Genomic DNA, 15,717 nt, shown 5'->3' with positions numbered 1-15,717 from the left:
TACCCTCACCCCGACCCTCTCCCGAGGGGAGAGGGGAAAATGGGTCAGCTCACGGCGGACCGCTCGAAGAGCGCGGAGCCGAGCAGTGCCTTGGCGCGGGCCACCATTCGCGAGCGCTCCTGGGGGGGGACGGCCAGCATGCTCCCCTCGATCATCGCCCAGCTGTACACGAAATCGTCGAGCGTCACGCCCGGGCGCAGGAGTCCCCGCGCTCGCGCCGCCCGCACCGGCCCGGCGAGGAGGCCACGCAACCGCTGGTTCAGTTGATCGAGGGTGGTCCTGCCTGCTTCCGTTGATGCCAGGTACGGGTGCAATCCCGGGATGGCGCTCAGGGTGTCGGCGATCCAGAAGAAGATCTCCTCGACGGAGCGGGCCGGGTCGGGGGCCGAGGCGAGGCGTTGCTCGATGAGCTCCACGCGGCGCTCGATCATCGCGCGGGCGAGGTGATCCCGGTCCGGGAAGTGGCGGTAGAGCGTGCCTCGCCCGACTCCAGCGCGCTCGGCGATGAGTTGGAGCGGCACGTGGAGGCCGTGCTCTCGGAAGACCTCTTCTCCCGCCGCGAGGAGAAGCTCGCGGTTGCGTTGCGCGTCCTGTCGTTGCGTCACGCCCAGGAGTGTACCGCACGAAATGGACACGCGTGTCCGCTTCGTGGTACGCCGCCCTGGAAACGGACAGTCCTGTCCGGTTCACCCGAGACGCCACCCCACGCAAGGGAGCGCAGCGCCATGACCGCACCTCAGCAGGACGTCATCGTCATCACCGGTCTCGGTGGCATGGGTCTCGCCACCGCTCGCCGCCTCGGCTCCGGCCGCCAGCTCGTTCTCGCCGACTACGCCCAGGAACTCCTCGACCGCGTCGCGGATACCCTCCGCGGCGAAGGCCACACCGTCCACGCCCTCCGCGTCGACGTCTCTGATCCGCGGTCCGTCGAACGGCTCGCCCAGCACGCAGGGGCGCTCGGCCCGCTCCGCGCCGTCGTGCACACCGCGGGCGTCTCCCCCGTGCAGGCCAGCCCCGAGCGGGTCGTGCAGGTGGACGTTCTCGGCACTGCCTATGTTCTTGATGCCTTCCTCCCTCTCGTGACGCGCGGCAGTGTCGCGGTGTGCATCGCCTCGATGGCCGGTTCGATGGTCCCTCTTCCTCCCGAGGCCGAGCGTGCCCTCGCCACCACCCCCACGAGCCAGCTCGCGGGGCTGCCCATGCTCGACCCCAAGAACCTCGATTCCGGCGCCGCCTACAGCGTGGCGAAGCGCGCGAACCAGTTGCGCGTCCAGGCGGCGTCGATTCCATGGGGGCGGCGGGGCGGCCGGGTGGTCAGCGTCAGCCCCGGCGTCATCTCCACCCCCATGGGTCAGGCGGAGTTGCAGGGCCCCCACGGCGAGGCCATGCGCGGCATGATTCAAGCGTCTGGCACGGGGCGCATCGGCACTCCGGACGACATCGCCAGTGCCGTCGAGTTCCTGATCAGCCCCCAGGCGTCGTTCATCACCGGCACCGACCTCCTCGTCGACGGTGGTGCCGTCGCCGCGATGCGCTACGCCCGGCCGTAGCGCATCACCTCCACGAATCCCATCAGGAGCTGCCTGTCAGGCCCGGGCGAGCTCCGCCTCGATGGCCTGGTTCAACGTGGGGTCATCCGGAGTCGTATCCGGTGAGAAACGCGCCACCACGTCACCCTGGCGGTTGATGAGGAACTTCTCGAAGTTCCAGAGGATGTCGTTGGGCTTCTCCTGCTTCATGCCGTACTTCTCCAGCCGGGCGCGCATGGTGCTGTTGGCGGGATAGCGCGCCTCGGGGAGGGTCTCCGTCAGGTGCTGGTAGAGCGCGTGCTGGCCCTCTCCCTTGACGACGATCTTCGAGAACATGGGGAAGTCGATCCCGAATTTGGAGCGGCAGAACTCCTGGATCTCCGCGTTGGTGCCCGGCTCCTGGGCGCCGAACTCGTTGGCGGGAAAGCCCATCACCACCAGCCCCCGGGTCTGGTAGCTCTTGTGGAGCTTCTCCAGGCCCTCGTACTGGGGCGTCAGGCCGCACTGCGAGGCCACGTTGACCACCAGGAGCACCTTGCCCTTGAAGTCAGCCAGCGAGGTCTTGGTTCCGTCGATGCGCTCGAGCGGCAGGTTCGCGATCTTCTCGTTCATGGAGGTTCTTTCCTTGGGCTGAAGGGCGCATTTTTCTTGGACGCCGCCACGCCACGTCTCTCCTCTATCTCGAAACGGAGAGGAAAATCATGCGTGACGTGAACGAAGGAAAATGGAAGGGAGCCGGAGCGGGAGGCCGGCGCCTCGGTCTTCTTGCCGTGCTCCTGGGCCTCGGTTGTGGGCCCGCGGGGACTTCACCGGCTGCGCCCCCTGTGGGCTCGGGCACGGCCGAGCGGGTCGATTCGGGGCTGGACGCGTCGTTCTCTCTCCCGGCGGATGGCAGCCTTCCCGCGTTGCGCAAGCTCTGCACGGAGCACCTGGGACAGCTCACCGACACGAAGGTCAATCCGTCGCTCAACGTCGGCATCACGGGCACGGATCTCGGTGCGACGTTCGAGCGGGACGGCAAGCTGGTGTTCATCTTTGGAGACTCCTGGACGCCTGGGGGGACGCGACAGGACCAGGACTCCATCGCCTGGACGACCGCGACCAGTGTTCCGCCAGCGGGACCCATGCCGAAGCTCACGTGGGTGACGGACGCCCATGGCCAGTTCGTGGCACCGCGCCTGTCCGGCATCAACCTGCAGGGGATGAACGTTCCCATGGAAGGCGTTCCGGTCGGCTCCAAGACCTACGTCTTCTTCACCACCGGCTGGAATCCAAGCACGCAGAAATACAGCCACTCGGTGCTGGCGGAGATGGACGGGCTGAACGTCGCGGGGATGCGGACCACGCACATCGTCCCCAGCTCGAAGTTCATCAATGTGAGCGTGGTCGTGGAGGGGACCACCGCTTTCATCTATGGCAGTGGGGATTACCGCCAGAGCCCCGTCTACCTCGCGAAGGTCGAGCTGGCCCGGATGGGAGATCGCTCGGCCTGGATGTACTACCGGGGAGGAAGCGGCACCACCGCGACGTTCGGCCCGGGCGAGTCGAGCGCGGTCCCCATCGTTCAAACGTCGTGCGTCGGGGAGCTGTCGGTCCGCAAGTGGTCGAAGGTTGGCCTCTACTTCATGGCCTACAACTGTGGGGCCCCGGAGCCACGAGGCATCACGCTTCGCTGGGCGCGCTCGGTCAATGGGCCGTGGTCGGCGCCGCTCGTCATCTTCGATCCGGGGAAGGACCAGGACAGGGGTTACGAGCACTTCATCCACGCTCGTCAGAGCGTCGTGACGTACGACGATGGGCTCTCCGAGCCAGGACGCGAAGAGGAGTGGGGCGGTGAATATGGGCCCTACCTCATTCCCCGCTACTTCGAGGAGGAGCCGGGCGGCGTTCTCTCTCTCGTCTACACGATGTCGTCCTGGAATCCCTATCAGGTCCACCTCATGCGCACGCGGCTCGGGCTTCCCGAAACGCCGTACACGCCGCCGCTGGGCGGTGTGGGGCTGCCCAGGAGCGCGCTCACGAATCCCGATTTCACCCAGGGATTCACCGGATGGGGCAGGAGCGGTGATGCCTTCGGAATCTTCACGGGTGCTGATGGCAGGGGCCGTGTGACGACGTACCTCCAGCCGAAGGGAGACGGGCTGACGGGAGCCATCTGGCAGGACTTCACGGTGGATGCGACCACGCGCGAGCTCGGCTTCTTCGTCCACGGGGGCGATGCCCAGGTGCGCCTGCTCCGCGGCGGCGAGGTCATCCGCACCACGCGCGGCCGGCGCACCAACAGTCCGGAACTCCCCGTCACCTGGACCCTGTCCTCCTACCGGGGAGAGACGCTGCGGCTCCTCGTGGAGGACACGTTGACCGGTCCATGGGGGTTCGTCGGGGCGGGAGCGTTCGGGTTCCGCGGGTGCGAGGTGAAGGGGGACATCAAGGCGAAGTACGACGCGGTGAATGGGCCCGTGCTGCTGGGGACGTGCCTGGAGGGGGAGAGCGCGACGCCGGATGGAGTGGGGCGCTTCAACCACTTCGAGCGGGGCAGCATCTACTGGACTCCAGGGACGGGGGCGCACGTGGTGATGGGCGCCATCCGGGAGAAGTGGAAGGCGCTCGGGTGGGAGGCGGGCGTTCTGGGCTACCCCACCACCGACGAGCTCACCACGCCGGATGGGCGCGGGCGCTACAACCACTTCGAGCGGGGCAGCATCTACTGGACGCCGGAGACGGGAGCGCACTCCGTGCAGGGCGTCATCCACGGCAGGTGGGCGTCGCTGGGATGGGAGACGGGCTTCCTGGGCTACCCCGTGTCCGACGAGGAGAACACCTCCTTCGCCCCGGGCAAGGTGAGTCGCTTTCAGGGCGGACACGTCTACTTCTCTCCCGCCACCGGCGCCAAGGCACTGGGGGCGGGCCCCCTCCTCACCAGGTACCTGCAGGCCGGGGTGGCCCAGACGCTCGGCTTCCCCACGACGGAGGCCTACCCGGTGACGGGCGGACGGCGCGTGGACTTCGAGCGCGGCTCCCTGGTCGAAAACTCATCCACCGGTACCGTCTCTCAGTACTAAGCCTCGGAAGAAAGTCCGTGCAGGGGTCTCTGCTCAGCTCGAGGGCGGGAGGGACCCCTCCGGGCCCGGTCTCGCCAAAGTTGTCCAACAGTTGGACAAGTTCGTGAAGAGCGCGCCCGGGAGGCGGGCTGCACTCGACTGCGTTCAATCCACGAAGCCCCAGTCGAAGTCCGGGTAGGCCGGCACTGCTCCAAGGGGCTTGCCCCAGGTGGGAACACGTTTTCCCAAGGTGGGCTTCCGCCTTCCCATCTGGCGGGCGGTCATGACCACCATCCGCCATGCAGCTCGCGGTGGGCTGGCATTGCCTTCGCAAATACGCTCGAGGATGAAGCGGAAGACTCCAACGCGGAGGCGCAAGGCCCGGGGTGCCGTGGTGGTGGCGGGGACCCTGGCACTCATCGGGGCGGCGATCGAAGTCGCTTCAGGCGGCGTGACGGTCGCCGAGCGCGTGCTCGCCCTCGTGGTGAAGGCCCGGCAGGCGCTGGCTCCATCCGCCAACGCCGCCGAACCCTCTGTCTGTGAGCTTCCCAGGAAGTAGCCAGGCCCTCCGCTCGCGCTCTACGGGCGCGGAGGACCGTACGCCACGGGCCGGATCGCCGAGCCCGAGCCTCCGCGCTCCTTGAGGGCCAGCACGAGCGTGCGGGAGGGCCAGGTCTTGTCCTGGGCCATGGCCTTCAGGCGCACGTTCTCCAGCAGGTGGATGCCCGCCTGGCTCAGCAGCTAGTGGTGGGCATGGAAGGGGAGTCCCGGCGGAGTGCCCGCGGGAGGCGGCGCCTGTCCCTGCAACTGGCCCGGGTTGACCGGATCCACGAAGGGCGCGTCGAGCCCCACCGCGACGATGGCCGCCAGGGGCACGGCGATGGACAGGAAGCGCGAGGGCTCGAATAGAATTTTTACGAGTAGGGCGGACGGGGCCTCCAGGAAAGGCCGGATCACGCGGCGGCTCGCGCACCGTGAAATGGATTTTATTTTTTTCTGAGACATCGAGCCGCTTTCAGTGCTCTTCTGGCAAGGAGGGATTACTCGGGAATTCCCTCCTTTATTCCAAGGAGCCGTCCATGCGCTCGAATGTGCGGTCGACGTTCATGACGATGATGTGGGGAGTGTCGCTGGCGGGAGGCGCCGCGTTGGCGGAGGCCCCTCGGGAGCCCGTGACGGAAGCGCTCCGTGCTTCCGCCGGAGCCCTGGAGTGGACCGAGGAGCTCGGCGCCGGTGAGGGCACGGGCGAGCTGGTGCGCACCCAGGAGGGGCTGGTGTACGAGCCGTACAACGTCATGCGCAGGCCGGAGGGGCTGCGGACCCTGACGGGGCTCTACACCTTCCCGGCCCGCCGGCTGGAGCGGCCCGTGGACACGGTGCGTCCGCTGATCCGGGCACGGCGTGCCTTTGGGACGAGCATCGAGGTGGATGTCCGCGTGCGCTCGGCCAGCGGCGCCTGGAGCGAGTGGAGCATCTCCAGCGCGGGAGAGGCCGTGCGCCTTCCCTGGGCTGGCTCGGAGGTGCAGGTACGGCTCGCGCTGGTGGCGGACGATCACGGCCGCGGTCCCGCGGTGCACGAGGTGAAGCTGGAGGGAACGCTCGAGGGTGGCACCACCGAGGGGGTGCAGACCCTGGCCCCGCTGACCTACCGCATCTACGCCACGCGCGAGGGCCTGGTGGGCGGCACCACGGCCAACGGCCACGTCATCAAGAGCTATGATCGCTTCGTGGCGCTGCCCTCGCGCCGGGCGCTCGCGACCAACGGTGGCTCCGAGTACCAGGTGCGCGTGTGCTACTCGAAGACGGCGAAGTGCACGACCACCTCGGTGTGGGACGTGGGCCCGTGGAACACGAAGGACGACTACTGGAATCCCTCGAGCATCCGCGAGATGTGGAAGACCCTGCCGCAGGGCAAGCCCGAGGCCCAGGCCGCCTACCAGGATGGCTTCAACGGCGGGTTGGATCAGTTCGGGCGCCGGCCGTCCAACCCCGCGGGCATCGACATCGCCGATGGCTCGTTCTGGACGGACCTGGGGATGAGCAACAACGACTGGGTGGACGTGACGTACCTGTGGACGACGGGCGGCGGTACCCCGGCCACGGGCCTCATCGTCGACAACAACAACGCCGCCAACGACACGACCAAGGGCTACATCGAGCTGACGGGGACCTGGACGGCCGCGACCTCCACGGCGGGCTACTACGGCTCCAACTACCTGTACGCCTCGACGGCGGCGGTCTCCGAGCCGGCGACGTTCTGGTTCTACCTGCCGGCGGCGGCCACCAAGACGATCGACGCGCGGTGGACGGCGGGCACCAACCGCTCGGCGGCCGCGCCCTACATCATCAAGAACGCCAGTGGCACCACCCTGGCCACGGTGTACAAGAACCAGCAGACGGGCGGTGGCGCGTGGAGCACGCTCGGCTCGTGGAGCTTCCCGGCCGGCTGGAACAAGGTGCAGCTCAGCCGCTGGGCCACGACGGGCTACGTCGTCGTCGCCGACGCCATCCAGGTGCGGTGATGCACTGAAGCGGGGTGGAGCACGGCTTCCGGGCCGTGCTCCACCGTCCCGCCCCGGCCCGGGCCGCGATACCTCACTCGGTGCCCAGGTTGTGTTTGAGGATGTAGGGCATGCCGGCCTGGACCTCGATCTGCAGCGTGACGCGCTTGCCCATTTCCTGGTTGATCAGCAGCACCGTGTGTTTTCCGGCGGGAAGCTCGAGAGGCGTCAGCGGTGTCTGTCCAATGAGCTTGTCGTCGACCCACACGATGGCGTAGGGCCGGATGCGGAACTCCACGATGCCCGTCTTCTGTCTGGCTTGAGCGAGCTCGGGGTTGATGGGCGGGACAGGGTTCGGATTGACGGGGCGGTAGGTCTTCTTCTTTCCAGATGAGTTCCTTCCGGGAGCATTTGGCGTGCCCGGTGCGGATTCCGGACGCTTCGTCTCCTGGGCGGGAGGAATCACGGAAGGGTCGGAGGAAGCGATGGCTCCCGAGGGCATCTCCGTCGTGTTCTTCGCTGGAGCCGGGGTCGCCACGACGGGGGGCTCCCGAGGCGTCACGGGGGCGGGTTTCTCTTCCACCGCCTGGGGCGGGGGAGCCGGTGGCTGTTGCTGGGCTGGAGCCGTTGCCCGAGGCGCGGACACGGCCGGCTCATGGATCGCGAGCGGCTTGGGGGAGGGGGCTTCGTCGCGCCGGGCCACGCACGTCAGCGCGAGCAGCACCACGGCTCCCACCGCCGCGGACACGAGGTGTTTCCCGTACCTTTGTCTGGCGGAAGGTGCGTCCGGCTCCGGACGAGGCTCGGACACGGGGGCCCTGGCTGGGAGCCTGGTCTCGTCCTTGCGTGTGGTGATGGCGGGCGTGGGAATGGTGGGCGCGCTGGGCATCGGTGGGCTGGGAATGCCCTTGGCGGGAGTCTTGGAAGGCAGTCCCTTGGGCGGCGTGCCCTTGGGAGGGATGCCCCTGGCGGGAGTCTTGGAAGGCATGCCCTTGGGCGGTGTGCCCCGGGCCGGGGTCTTGGAAGGCAGTCCCTTGGGCGGCGTGCCCTTGGGAGGTGTCCCCTTGGCGGGCGTGTTCCTGCCCGGCGTGTACCCGGGGATGGGCTCCGTCACCGCGGCCTCGTTCAAGGCCGCTACCCGTCTCATCAACTGGGCGAGGTGCCAGGTGCCGACGGGCTCTCCGGTCGACACCATGAAGCGCTCGAGGTCCGCCTGGAAGACGCGGCAGTCCGGGTAGCGCTGCTCGCGCTCCTTGGCCAGTGCCCGCTCCAGGATGCTCCTCAGCGCCACGGGGAGATCCGGCTGCCGCTCCTCCGCGGGGATGAAGGGCTCGTGGAGGATGGCCTGGACCATGCTCGCCTCGGTGGTGGCGTCGAAGGGCTTGTGCCCGGTGAGCAACTCGTAGAGCACGATGCCGAGCGCGTACACGTCCACCCGCCGGTCCAGGGTCGCTCCCCGGAGCTGCTCCGGAGGCATGTAGGCCAGCTTCCCCTTGATGACCCCCGTCTGCGTCCGGTGCCCCTGGTCCGCCGCCTTGGCGATTCCGAAGTCCACCACCTTCACCGCGCCCTGATGGGACACCAGGATGTTGTCCGGGCTGATGTCCCGATGGATGAGGCCCAGCGGCACGCCCAGCTCCGGATCCCGGCTGTCATGGGCGAAGGCCAATCCCTCGCAGGCGCTGGCGATGATCCGCGCGCAACAGGCCGGAGGCAGGGGCACTTCCACGGCCCGGGCCCGCTTCGCCAGCACGCGCAGGTTCAACCCGTCGATGTACTCCATCGCCAGGAACCAGGTGCCGTCCGCCTCTCCGAAGTCGAAGATCTGAACGATGTTGGGATGATCCAGCCGCGCGGCCAGCCGGGCCTCGGCGATGAACATCTCCACGAACTGGGGATCCTCCGCCAGGTGCGGCAGGATGCGTTTGACCACCAGCGCCTTCGTGAAGCCCATGGGGCCATCGGCTCGGGCCAGGTACACCTCGGCCATGCCCCCGGTGGCGAGCTTGCTGACCAGCTGGTATTTGCCAAGCATCATGGAGCTCTGTCCCCCCAAGGCAGCTCAATGTGGTCCGCCTGGGGGCAAGCGGGTAGGCGGGCCGTCGATCGCTCCTGCTTCTGCAAGACAGAACAGGGCGTCCGGCTGTTCGTGCGCGGACATCCCGGGGCCCGCCGCGCTTCCCCGGTGAGATCCCGGAATCCGCTCAGCGGCGATCCAATCGTACAGGCACACTGGACTCCCTGGTTTTCTTGGCTCTACCCTGAAGGCCAGGAAGCTCGGCTGCCCTCCTGGCGGCCGGAGGGGAGCCGTGATGAATCGGACACTCGAGTGGAGCCTGCCGCTCACCGCGTTGCTGGTGGGCCTCGGTGCTGGAAGCGCTCGCGCGCACTACACGCCGTCGACGGTGGCGTATGACCCCAACCCGGCTCCGGCGCTGCTGTCGACGGTGTCGGGGTGTGACGACTGCTCGGAGGTGGTGAACCTGCCGTTCGCCTTTCCCTTCTATGGGAAGTCCTTCTCGCAGGTGACCGTGTCGAGCAACGGCTACCTGGTGCTCGGCAGCACCACGGCGACCAGCATCAGCAATCCCCAACTGACGTGGTCGGGCTCGACCGTCGCGCCCGCGGGGACCATCGCCCCCATGTGGGACGACTGGAACCCGGGGGCCGGCGGAGACGTATACGCGGGCCAGGTGGGCTCGGCCTACGTGGTGGAGTGGCGCAATCTCCATCACTACGGACAGTCCACCGCCGGTGGCTACACCTTCAAGGTGAAGTTCTTCAGCGACGGCGCCCTCGAGTTCCACTACGGCACCGTCACCGGAGGCTACGGCGCGGGCGCGGACAATGGCGTCTCGGCCACCGCCGGCTTCCAGGAAGGGCAGAACACCGTGGCCCATCCGGTGAGCTACAACCAGGCCGCGCTCGCCAGCTTCTCCGCCCGGCGCTTCACCCGCCCGGGCGCCGCGGCCCTCTACGTCAACGTCCGCGATGGCCTCCTCAACCAGCCGCGCCCCGAGCTGATGTATTCGCTCGACTACACGTGCGGCACCCTCAACGCCTCCACCACCGCGCGCAGCACCAGTTCCACCGCCAACGACGGGTGGGCCTTCTCGGCCGTGGGGTGCTCCTCGACGCCCACGCTCCGGGGCACCCGCTTCGGCGGTGATGCCGCGGGTTATAGCGTCTCCACCTATCCGCTCATGGGCGGCGAGACCGCCGTCACCAGCGGTACCTATGTCTTCCTCAAGCGCTCGGACGTGACGCCCCGCCAGACGCGGCAGAGCGGCTTCAGCGTCACCTACGGCGGCACCACCCCGTACCGCGCCGTGCTCGACTACTGGCAGAGCGGTGCGCTCGACAAGCCGCTGCTCATCATCACCGGGTTCGATCCGCTCAACCAGGACTCCACCGCCAACTACCTGATGCTGATGGGGGACCTGGTGCGCACGCTGAACGCCGAGGGCTATGACGTCATCATCGGCAAGCATGGAGACGGCAACCAGCGGCTCGGCTGGTTCCGGGGCGAGGTCGCCGCGTGGGTGGATGACATCCTCGGCCGCATGCCCGCGGGCAGCAAGGTGCAGGTGGCCGGCATCAGCCAGGGCGGCGTCGTGCTGCGCGACACCCTGCACAACAACACCAACGGCATCCAGGGCAAGGTGAAGGCCTGGTACTCCATCGACTCGCCGCAGCTCGGCGCCAACCTGGGCCGCGCCTACCGCGGCGTCCAGACGCTCCTGCTGTGCCACCAGCCCGAGACGCATACCGGCCGGCGCAAGCTCACCTCGCCGCCCGCGTACGATCTCTCCTACAGCATGGCCACCACGTGCTCCTGCGACAACGAGCCGGAGAACTCCACGTGCAACAGCACCAGCAGCTACCATGATCTGTATTACGGGAGCTTCGGCTGGCCCACCTCGGCCATTCCCCGCTACGCGCTGGCCTTCGGCGACGCCAACCCCACCAACGGTTACACGAAGATGGGCAGCGACTCGCGCCTGTTCGACTTCACCTATACGGGGTGGTTCTGCTCGGAGGACCGGGACTGGGAGCCGGGTCAGCGCGACTGCGTGGCGGGCTCGCGCAGCATCTCCGCGGCCGACGTCAACACGGACCAGGGCGCCTCGCTGTGCGGCACCTTCCGGCTGCGCCTCCAGTTCGAGCCGGCCTTCATCAACGCCGACTCGGCCCTGGCGGTGACGGGCAACGCGCTCAACCCGGAGGCGGCCAGCTCGAGCTGCCCGGTCAATTACAGCTCGCTCGCTCCCACGCAGTGGAAGGCCTGGGCCTCCAACGACTACAACGAGAAGCATGAGCTTCTCACCTCCGCGCTCGCCAACCGGATGCTCACCTGGCTGAGGGCGGAGCAGTGAGCTGGTCGGGAGCCTGAGCCAGCGGAAGCAGGTTCTCTCAGGGGCGCTCCTGCTCGAGCACGGAGCGCCCTCCGGCCGCGCGGCGAGCCAACGGGTCCGACTGTTGGACCAGTTGCTCTCCATCGCGGCCAGACCCCCCTGACAGGAGTGACCCCTCCTGGCTCGGGAGCCTTCCGCCCGGGTCTCCGGGAAGGAGCGAGGATGATGTCGGCAGACAGTCAGCGTCCGGGGCGAGCCCGGTGGGTGGTGATGGGCCTGGGGCTCGCCGCGGTGCTGGGCGGAGGTCTCGCCGTCTGGCGTGGGGCAGGGGAGCCGGCCGTGTCCGCACAGGCCCCGGCGGGAGCCTCCACGTCCGGTGCCGGAGTGGCGTTGGCGCCGGCTTCACGTCCGGCGGGGGCTCCGCTGCGCATCGTCCGTCTCACCGCATCGCCGCACGATGTGCCCATGGGCGGGCGGGTGGCGCTTGGGTGCGAGGTGGAAGGCGGCTCGGGCGAGGCCAGCGCGCGGCGCTACACCTGGGTTGCGGCGCGAGGACGGCTGGAGCAGGAGAACGAGCCGGCGGCGGTGTGGGTGGCTCCGAAGACGCCGGGCCTCCACCAGGTGGGCGTGCTCGTCCAGGAGGGCAATTCCCAGGTGAAGCAGACGGTGATGCTCCACGTCCACGTGCCCACGCCCGAGGATCTGGCCGCGCTCATGAAGGAGGGGGACTGGAAGCAGGCTCAGGAGCGGACGCTCGCGGAGCGCGAGGCGGCGGAGGCGAAGCTCGCGGCGCTGGGAGAGGTGGTGGCGAAGCGGGAGACACGGGAGGACCGTCTGCGGGCGTACTACGCGCTCGAGGACCTGGCCGCGTTGCAGCTCGACGAGGGCCGCTACGAGGAGGCGCTGCGCTCCTACGAGGAACTGCTGGGGAGCCACCTGGAGACGGATCCCAAGCGCAAGCCGTTCCTCGCGGGGAAGGCGAGTGCGCTGTTCGTGCTCGGGCGGGAGGACGAGGCCCTGGGGGTCTACGCGCAGGCGGGGGACGAGAACCTTCCCATGTCCCACTACTACGCGGGCCTGCTGCTGGAGGGGCGGGGGCAGCTCCCCGAGGCGCTCGAGGCCTACAGCCGGGCCGCCGAGGCCAACCGCTGGTTCGCGGATCCACTGCTGCGTCAGGCGCAGATGATGTTGCGGCAGGGCCGGTCCGCCCAGGAGGTGGTGGAGCTGCTCATCCAGGCCTCGCCGCGCTTCGGGCGGGAGTTGTTGCTCGAGCGGCTGGCGACGGACCCCCAGTTCGCGGCGGTGAATCAGGCGCTCACGGCGAGTGGCCGGGCCGCGGAGCTCGAGGAGCGCCGGCCCATCGAGACCCGCCTCCCCGAGCCGCCCAAGCCTCCCGAGCCAGGACGGACGGCGGTAATCACCCCGGAGCCGTGAGGGGAGGATCAGTGCCAACTCGATGGCGATGTCTGAGATAGGCCTCTCAGGAACAACAGGACCAGCGCAACCGTGAGGCCGAGGACCAGACCCGAGACGATCATCGCGGCCTTGGAGCGCTTCTGACCGACGAAGTCGAAAGTGGCCTCCAACCTGAAGTAACTCACCCCTCCCAGCACCAATGCCACGAGCGCCAGGACGCAGCCCACCGCCCACATCACCAGGGAGAACGCCGAGGTGAAGATCACCCCGGCCGACCCCACGGCCAGGTAGAACGCGGTGGCCGCGAGGCGGGAGCTAGGCTCGAGGGAGGGCATGTCGGAACGAGACGGAGGAGCGTCGTGCATGGTGGCCGCTCCGGTTTTAGTCGGAGGACCCACGCCGGGCAAACCGCCTCCTGTCTCAGCGCGCTCGCGAGGCCGGTCCAGGTCTTCAGAGTCCGAGTTCGCTCAACCCCGGGTGATTGCCTACTCGCCCGAGCCCGCCGGGTGCACGGGCCTGTGGGTGCTCGTCGAGCGGCGTCCGGTGACCCGGGCCGTTCGGAAGGGCGGCAAGCCAGCCGGGCCCCGGGACGGCCCCGCACAGGTCTCGCCCCTACGTTAGGTTGAGATCAGGCCCGCCAGGGATGGGCATGCCGGACGCAACTCTTGCCGTCCGAGCCATGCCCGTGCGCAAGGAATGCGTCCCCACGCACCGCCGTGCCCTGACGGCCGGAAGGCAGGGCGCTTGCAGTCCTGGAGGGCATCATGACCCCGCTCAGGTCCATCTTCTCCGGTCCTTCCGCCTTCTCTCAGGGCTGGCATCTCTCCCTGTCGGACGTCTCCTCGTGGCTCGAGCGGAGGAACAAGCTCGTGCTGGCCGTCGCGGCCACGATCCTGCACGCGCTTCTCTATGGGATCCCCAATCGCATCCACCTCGCCCCGCCAGTGCAACTGCCGATGACGTGGCTGGACCAGGCCATTCCCTTCCTCCCCCTGACGCTCTGGATCTACCTGAGCGCCTACCTGCTGGTGTTCGCCGCCTTCTCGCTGTGCCGGAAGCCGGGGAGCACCGCCCGTTTCATCTACGCCTTCTTCACGGTCGTGGGCGTGTCCACGCTGGTGCATTGGCTCTGGCCCACGGTCTATCCGCGTGCGCTGTTCCCCGTGCCGGAGCATGCCTCGCCCTTCGTGCACTGGACCATGGCGCGCTTCCGCGAGCTGGACAGCCCCGCCAGTTGTCTGCCCAGCCTCCACGTGGCGGCCGCCTTCGTCTCGGCGTTCGCCGTGGTGGGGGAGGGGGATCGCCGCGCCCCGCTCCTCGTCGCGTGGGCGGCGCTCATCTGGGGCAGCACCCTCACCACCAGGCAGCACTACGTGGTGGACGGGGTGGCGGGGCTGTTGCTGGCCCTGGCCGTGTGGGCCCTCTTCTACGCCAGGCCCAGGGCCCGGGAGGCCCAGCTCAGCAGCCGAGATTGCTTCCCGGGTTCACGCCGAGCAGGCCCGTGAAGCGCAGGTAGGTGTCGATGCGGCTCTGCACCTGGCCGGGATTGCGGCCGTAGCACTCCAGCGCGCCGTTGATGGTGCGGATCGTCTCACCGAAACCGGCGTTGTTCACCATGGCGTTGTGCGCCGTCATGTTGCCCGCACCCGTCTGCGTCATCCAGAACCAGAAGCCCGTGCGCCACGCGGCGTTCGCGTCCTGCGCGAGCAGGTCCGGGTTGCTCTGCAGCGGCAGCCCGAGCGCGTTCCCCGCGGCGCAGTAGTTGCCGTTCCACGACAGCTGCATGGGGCCGCGCCCGTAGTACCACTTGCCCGGGGCGCAGCTGCACCCCGGCGGGCCCCACGAGGTGTCGCAATACGCCGCCTTGTTGATCTCCTCGATGTGCACGAGGCCGCCGGTCTCGTGCGAGACGTTGGCGAGGAAGGCCGCCACCTCGCGCTTGCGCGTGTCCGTGTCTCCCGTGGTCGCCAGCCCCGGGAACGTGGACGCCGCGGCCACCAGGGCGTCATACGTGTAGAACGGGTTGCGGTTGGGGAACATGGTGTCGAACGTGGCCCGGCTCAGGATGGCGCCGAATCCGCTCCCTCCGCTGCCGCCACCGTCCACCTTGTCGAAGGTCCAGCGCTGGTTGGCGCGGTCGGAGTACGGATACTGGACGATGATCGTCCCGTTGTCCGCCGAGCCCCAGTACAGATCGAGCGCCATGTCCGTGTGGCGCGCGTGGATGCTGAACTGGTTGTTGCCCCGGGGCACGAACTTGAACTGCTGATTGGCCCCACCCAAGTACGACCACTGGTGGACCTGCGCGTTCTCCGCGTAGCTCACCTCCTTGATGTCGAGCCCCTTGTTGCTGTTGACGTTGATGATCCTCCAGTATCCGTCCGAAGTGGGGGAGATGCGGAACTTCTGCGCGTTGGTGTTGTTGCAATCCCACTGCTGTACCTTCGCCCCATCCGCCGTGCTCGACGAGGAGATGTCGATGCACTTCTGCGTCATGGCGGACCGGATGACGTAGTCACCCTCCGTGATGCTGGACACGATGGCGGCGCTCTCCACCCTCGAAATCTCCTCGGTGGACTCCGACGCTTCCATGGCACATCCACTCAACGCGCCCACGACACCCAGCAGGGACAAACCGCGGTACACGAACTCTCGGGTCATGATGATCTCCTTTGGGAAGGGGAGACCAGTATGCCCGACATCCAGGGATTCTCCTGAAATTGGCGTTCGTTTTCTTTCCGAACGAAGTCTGGGGGAAGACAGTAGGGTCCGGGCGCGGTGTGCTCGGTGCACCACGACCGGGCCCTCTCCCACGCTCGAGGCCACGCGCTTCACCGGGCCCGCGCGCACGTCCCCCACCGCGTGGATTGAGCTA

Annotated in this window: 14 protein-coding genes; 7 read left to right on the top strand and 7 right to left on the bottom strand. The window is 68.2% G+C overall.

Annotated features, from left to right (window positions below; all coding sequences use genetic code 11):
- Positions 1-44: 44 nt before the first annotated feature.
- The gene (locus Q664_RS42795; protein WP_043410227.1) at positions 45-605 is read right to left on the bottom strand and encodes a TetR/AcrR family transcriptional regulator; all 561 of its coding nucleotides are present in this window, start codon (positions 603-605) and stop codon (positions 45-47) included.
- A gap of 120 nt (positions 606-725) precedes the next feature.
- Here Q664_RS42795 and Q664_RS42790 point away from each other — a divergent pair, with 120 nt between their 5' ends.
- Positions 726-1,550, top strand: a complete 825-nt coding sequence (locus Q664_RS42790; RefSeq protein ID WP_043410202.1) for an SDR family oxidoreductase — start codon at positions 726-728, stop codon at positions 1,548-1,550.
- Between the two features lie 36 nt (positions 1,551-1,586).
- Here the strand turns inward: Q664_RS42790 and Q664_RS42785 are convergent, their stop codons facing one another.
- Positions 1,587-2,141, bottom strand: coding sequence for a glutathione peroxidase (locus tag Q664_RS42785; protein WP_043410199.1), 555 nt, complete (start codon positions 2,139-2,141; stop codon positions 1,587-1,589).
- An 89-nt stretch (positions 2,142-2,230) separates the two neighbouring features.
- Here Q664_RS42785 and Q664_RS53445 point away from each other — a divergent pair, with 89 nt between their 5' ends.
- Together Q664_RS53445 and Q664_RS42775 are read left to right on the top strand one after the other, a co-directional pair.
- Positions 2,231-4,591, top strand: coding sequence for a DUF4185 domain-containing protein (locus Q664_RS53445; protein WP_084610832.1), 2,361 nt, complete (start codon positions 2,231-2,233; stop codon positions 4,589-4,591).
- 325 nt (positions 4,592-4,916) lie between these two features.
- Complete coding sequence (locus Q664_RS42775) at positions 4,917-5,129, top strand: hypothetical protein (RefSeq protein WP_043410197.1); 213 nt, start codon at positions 4,917-4,919, stop codon at positions 5,127-5,129.
- Between the two features lie 20 nt (positions 5,130-5,149).
- Here Q664_RS42775 and Q664_RS62440 read toward each other — a convergent pair whose 3' ends face one another.
- Together Q664_RS62440 and Q664_RS58510 are read right to left on the bottom strand one after the other, a co-directional pair.
- Complete coding sequence (locus Q664_RS62440) at positions 5,150-5,275, bottom strand: hypothetical protein (RefSeq protein WP_268811447.1); 126 nt, start codon at positions 5,273-5,275, stop codon at positions 5,150-5,152.
- A gap of 36 nt (positions 5,276-5,311) precedes the next feature.
- Positions 5,312-5,527: a hypothetical protein gene (locus Q664_RS58510; protein WP_152622659.1), complete on the bottom strand. Its 216-nt coding sequence runs from the start codon at positions 5,525-5,527 to the stop codon at positions 5,312-5,314.
- Between the two features lie 122 nt (positions 5,528-5,649).
- Between Q664_RS58510 and Q664_RS42770 the strand changes: the two genes are divergently transcribed.
- Entirely contained in the window at positions 5,650-7,092 is a 1,443-nt protein-coding gene (locus Q664_RS42770; RefSeq protein ID WP_043410194.1) for a golvesin C-terminal-like domain-containing protein, read from the top strand.
- Positions 7,093-7,165: 73 nt separating this feature from the next.
- On the opposite strand, the gene Q664_RS42765 is transcribed toward Q664_RS42770, so the two are convergent.
- Positions 7,166-9,109: a serine/threonine protein kinase gene (locus tag Q664_RS42765; protein WP_043410192.1), complete on the bottom strand. Its 1,944-nt coding sequence runs from the start codon at positions 9,107-9,109 to the stop codon at positions 7,166-7,168.
- 274 nt (positions 9,110-9,383) lie between these two features.
- Here Q664_RS42765 and Q664_RS42760 point away from each other — a divergent pair, with 274 nt between their 5' ends.
- Both Q664_RS42760 and Q664_RS42755 read left to right on the top strand, forming a co-directional pair.
- The gene (locus Q664_RS42760; RefSeq protein WP_043410188.1) at positions 9,384-11,447 is read left to right on the top strand and encodes a hypothetical protein; all 2,064 of its coding nucleotides are present in this window, start codon (positions 9,384-9,386) and stop codon (positions 11,445-11,447) included.
- Positions 11,448-11,648: 201 nt separating this feature from the next.
- Complete coding sequence (locus Q664_RS42755; RefSeq protein ID WP_152622658.1) at positions 11,649-12,860, top strand: tetratricopeptide repeat protein; 1,212 nt, start codon at positions 11,649-11,651, stop codon at positions 12,858-12,860.
- Positions 12,861-12,868: 8 nt separating this feature from the next.
- On the opposite strand, the gene Q664_RS42750 is transcribed toward Q664_RS42755, so the two are convergent.
- Positions 12,869-13,177, bottom strand: a complete 309-nt coding sequence (locus tag Q664_RS42750; RefSeq protein ID WP_160174628.1) for a hypothetical protein — start codon at positions 13,175-13,177, stop codon at positions 12,869-12,871.
- Positions 13,178-13,606: 429 nt separating this feature from the next.
- On the opposite strand from Q664_RS42750, the gene Q664_RS42745 reads away from it, so the two are divergent.
- The gene (locus Q664_RS42745; RefSeq protein ID WP_043410180.1) at positions 13,607-14,347 is read left to right on the top strand and encodes a phosphatase PAP2 family protein; all 741 of its coding nucleotides are present in this window, start codon (positions 13,607-13,609) and stop codon (positions 14,345-14,347) included.
- Here Q664_RS42745 and Q664_RS42740 read toward each other — a convergent pair.
- A complete protein-coding gene (locus tag Q664_RS42740) occupies positions 14,301-15,503 on the bottom strand; it encodes a glycoside hydrolase family 19 protein (protein ID WP_043410178.1) in 1,203 nt (400 codons plus the stop codon). The two genes, Q664_RS42745 and Q664_RS42740, sit on opposite strands and share 47 nt — an antisense overlap.
- Positions 15,504-15,717 lie beyond the last annotated feature (214 nt).

The sequence above is a fragment of the Archangium violaceum Cb vi76 genome, from assembly GCF_000733295.1.
Classification (GTDB): domain Bacteria; phylum Myxococcota; class Myxococcia; order Myxococcales; family Myxococcaceae; genus Archangium; species Archangium violaceum.
This window is presented reverse-complemented; position numbering and strand designations above follow the sequence as displayed.

Coding starts and splice junctions, on each gene's coding strand:
- Q664_RS42760 (WP_043410188.1), top strand. CDS start 9,384: ATGAATCGGACACTCGAGTGGAGCCTGCCGCTCACCGCGTTGCTGGTG.
- Q664_RS42755 (WP_152622658.1), top strand. CDS start 11,649: ATGATGTCGGCAGACAGTCAGCGTCCGGGGCGAGCCCGGTGGGTGGTG.
- Q664_RS42745 (WP_043410180.1), top strand. CDS start 13,607: ATGACCCCGCTCAGGTCCATCTTCTCCGGTCCTTCCGCCTTCTCTCAG.
- Q664_RS42790 (WP_043410202.1), top strand. CDS start 726: ATGACCGCACCTCAGCAGGACGTCATCGTCATCACCGGTCTCGGTGGC.
- Q664_RS42785 (WP_043410199.1), bottom strand. CDS start 2,141: ATGAACGAGAAGATCGCGAACCTGCCGCTCGAGCGCATCGACGGAACC.
- Q664_RS42775 (WP_043410197.1), top strand. CDS start 4,917: ATGAAGCGGAAGACTCCAACGCGGAGGCGCAAGGCCCGGGGTGCCGTG.
- Q664_RS42750 (WP_160174628.1), bottom strand. CDS start 13,177: ATGCCCTCCCTCGAGCCTAGCTCCCGCCTCGCGGCCACCGCGTTCTAC.
- Q664_RS42770 (WP_043410194.1), top strand. CDS start 5,650: ATGCGCTCGAATGTGCGGTCGACGTTCATGACGATGATGTGGGGAGTG.
- Q664_RS42765 (WP_043410192.1), bottom strand. CDS start 9,109: ATGATGCTTGGCAAATACCAGCTGGTCAGCAAGCTCGCCACCGGGGGC.
- Q664_RS53445 (WP_084610832.1), top strand. CDS start 2,231: ATGCGTGACGTGAACGAAGGAAAATGGAAGGGAGCCGGAGCGGGAGGC.
- Q664_RS42740 (WP_043410178.1), bottom strand. CDS start 15,503: ATGACCCGAGAGTTCGTGTACCGCGGTTTGTCCCTGCTGGGTGTCGTG.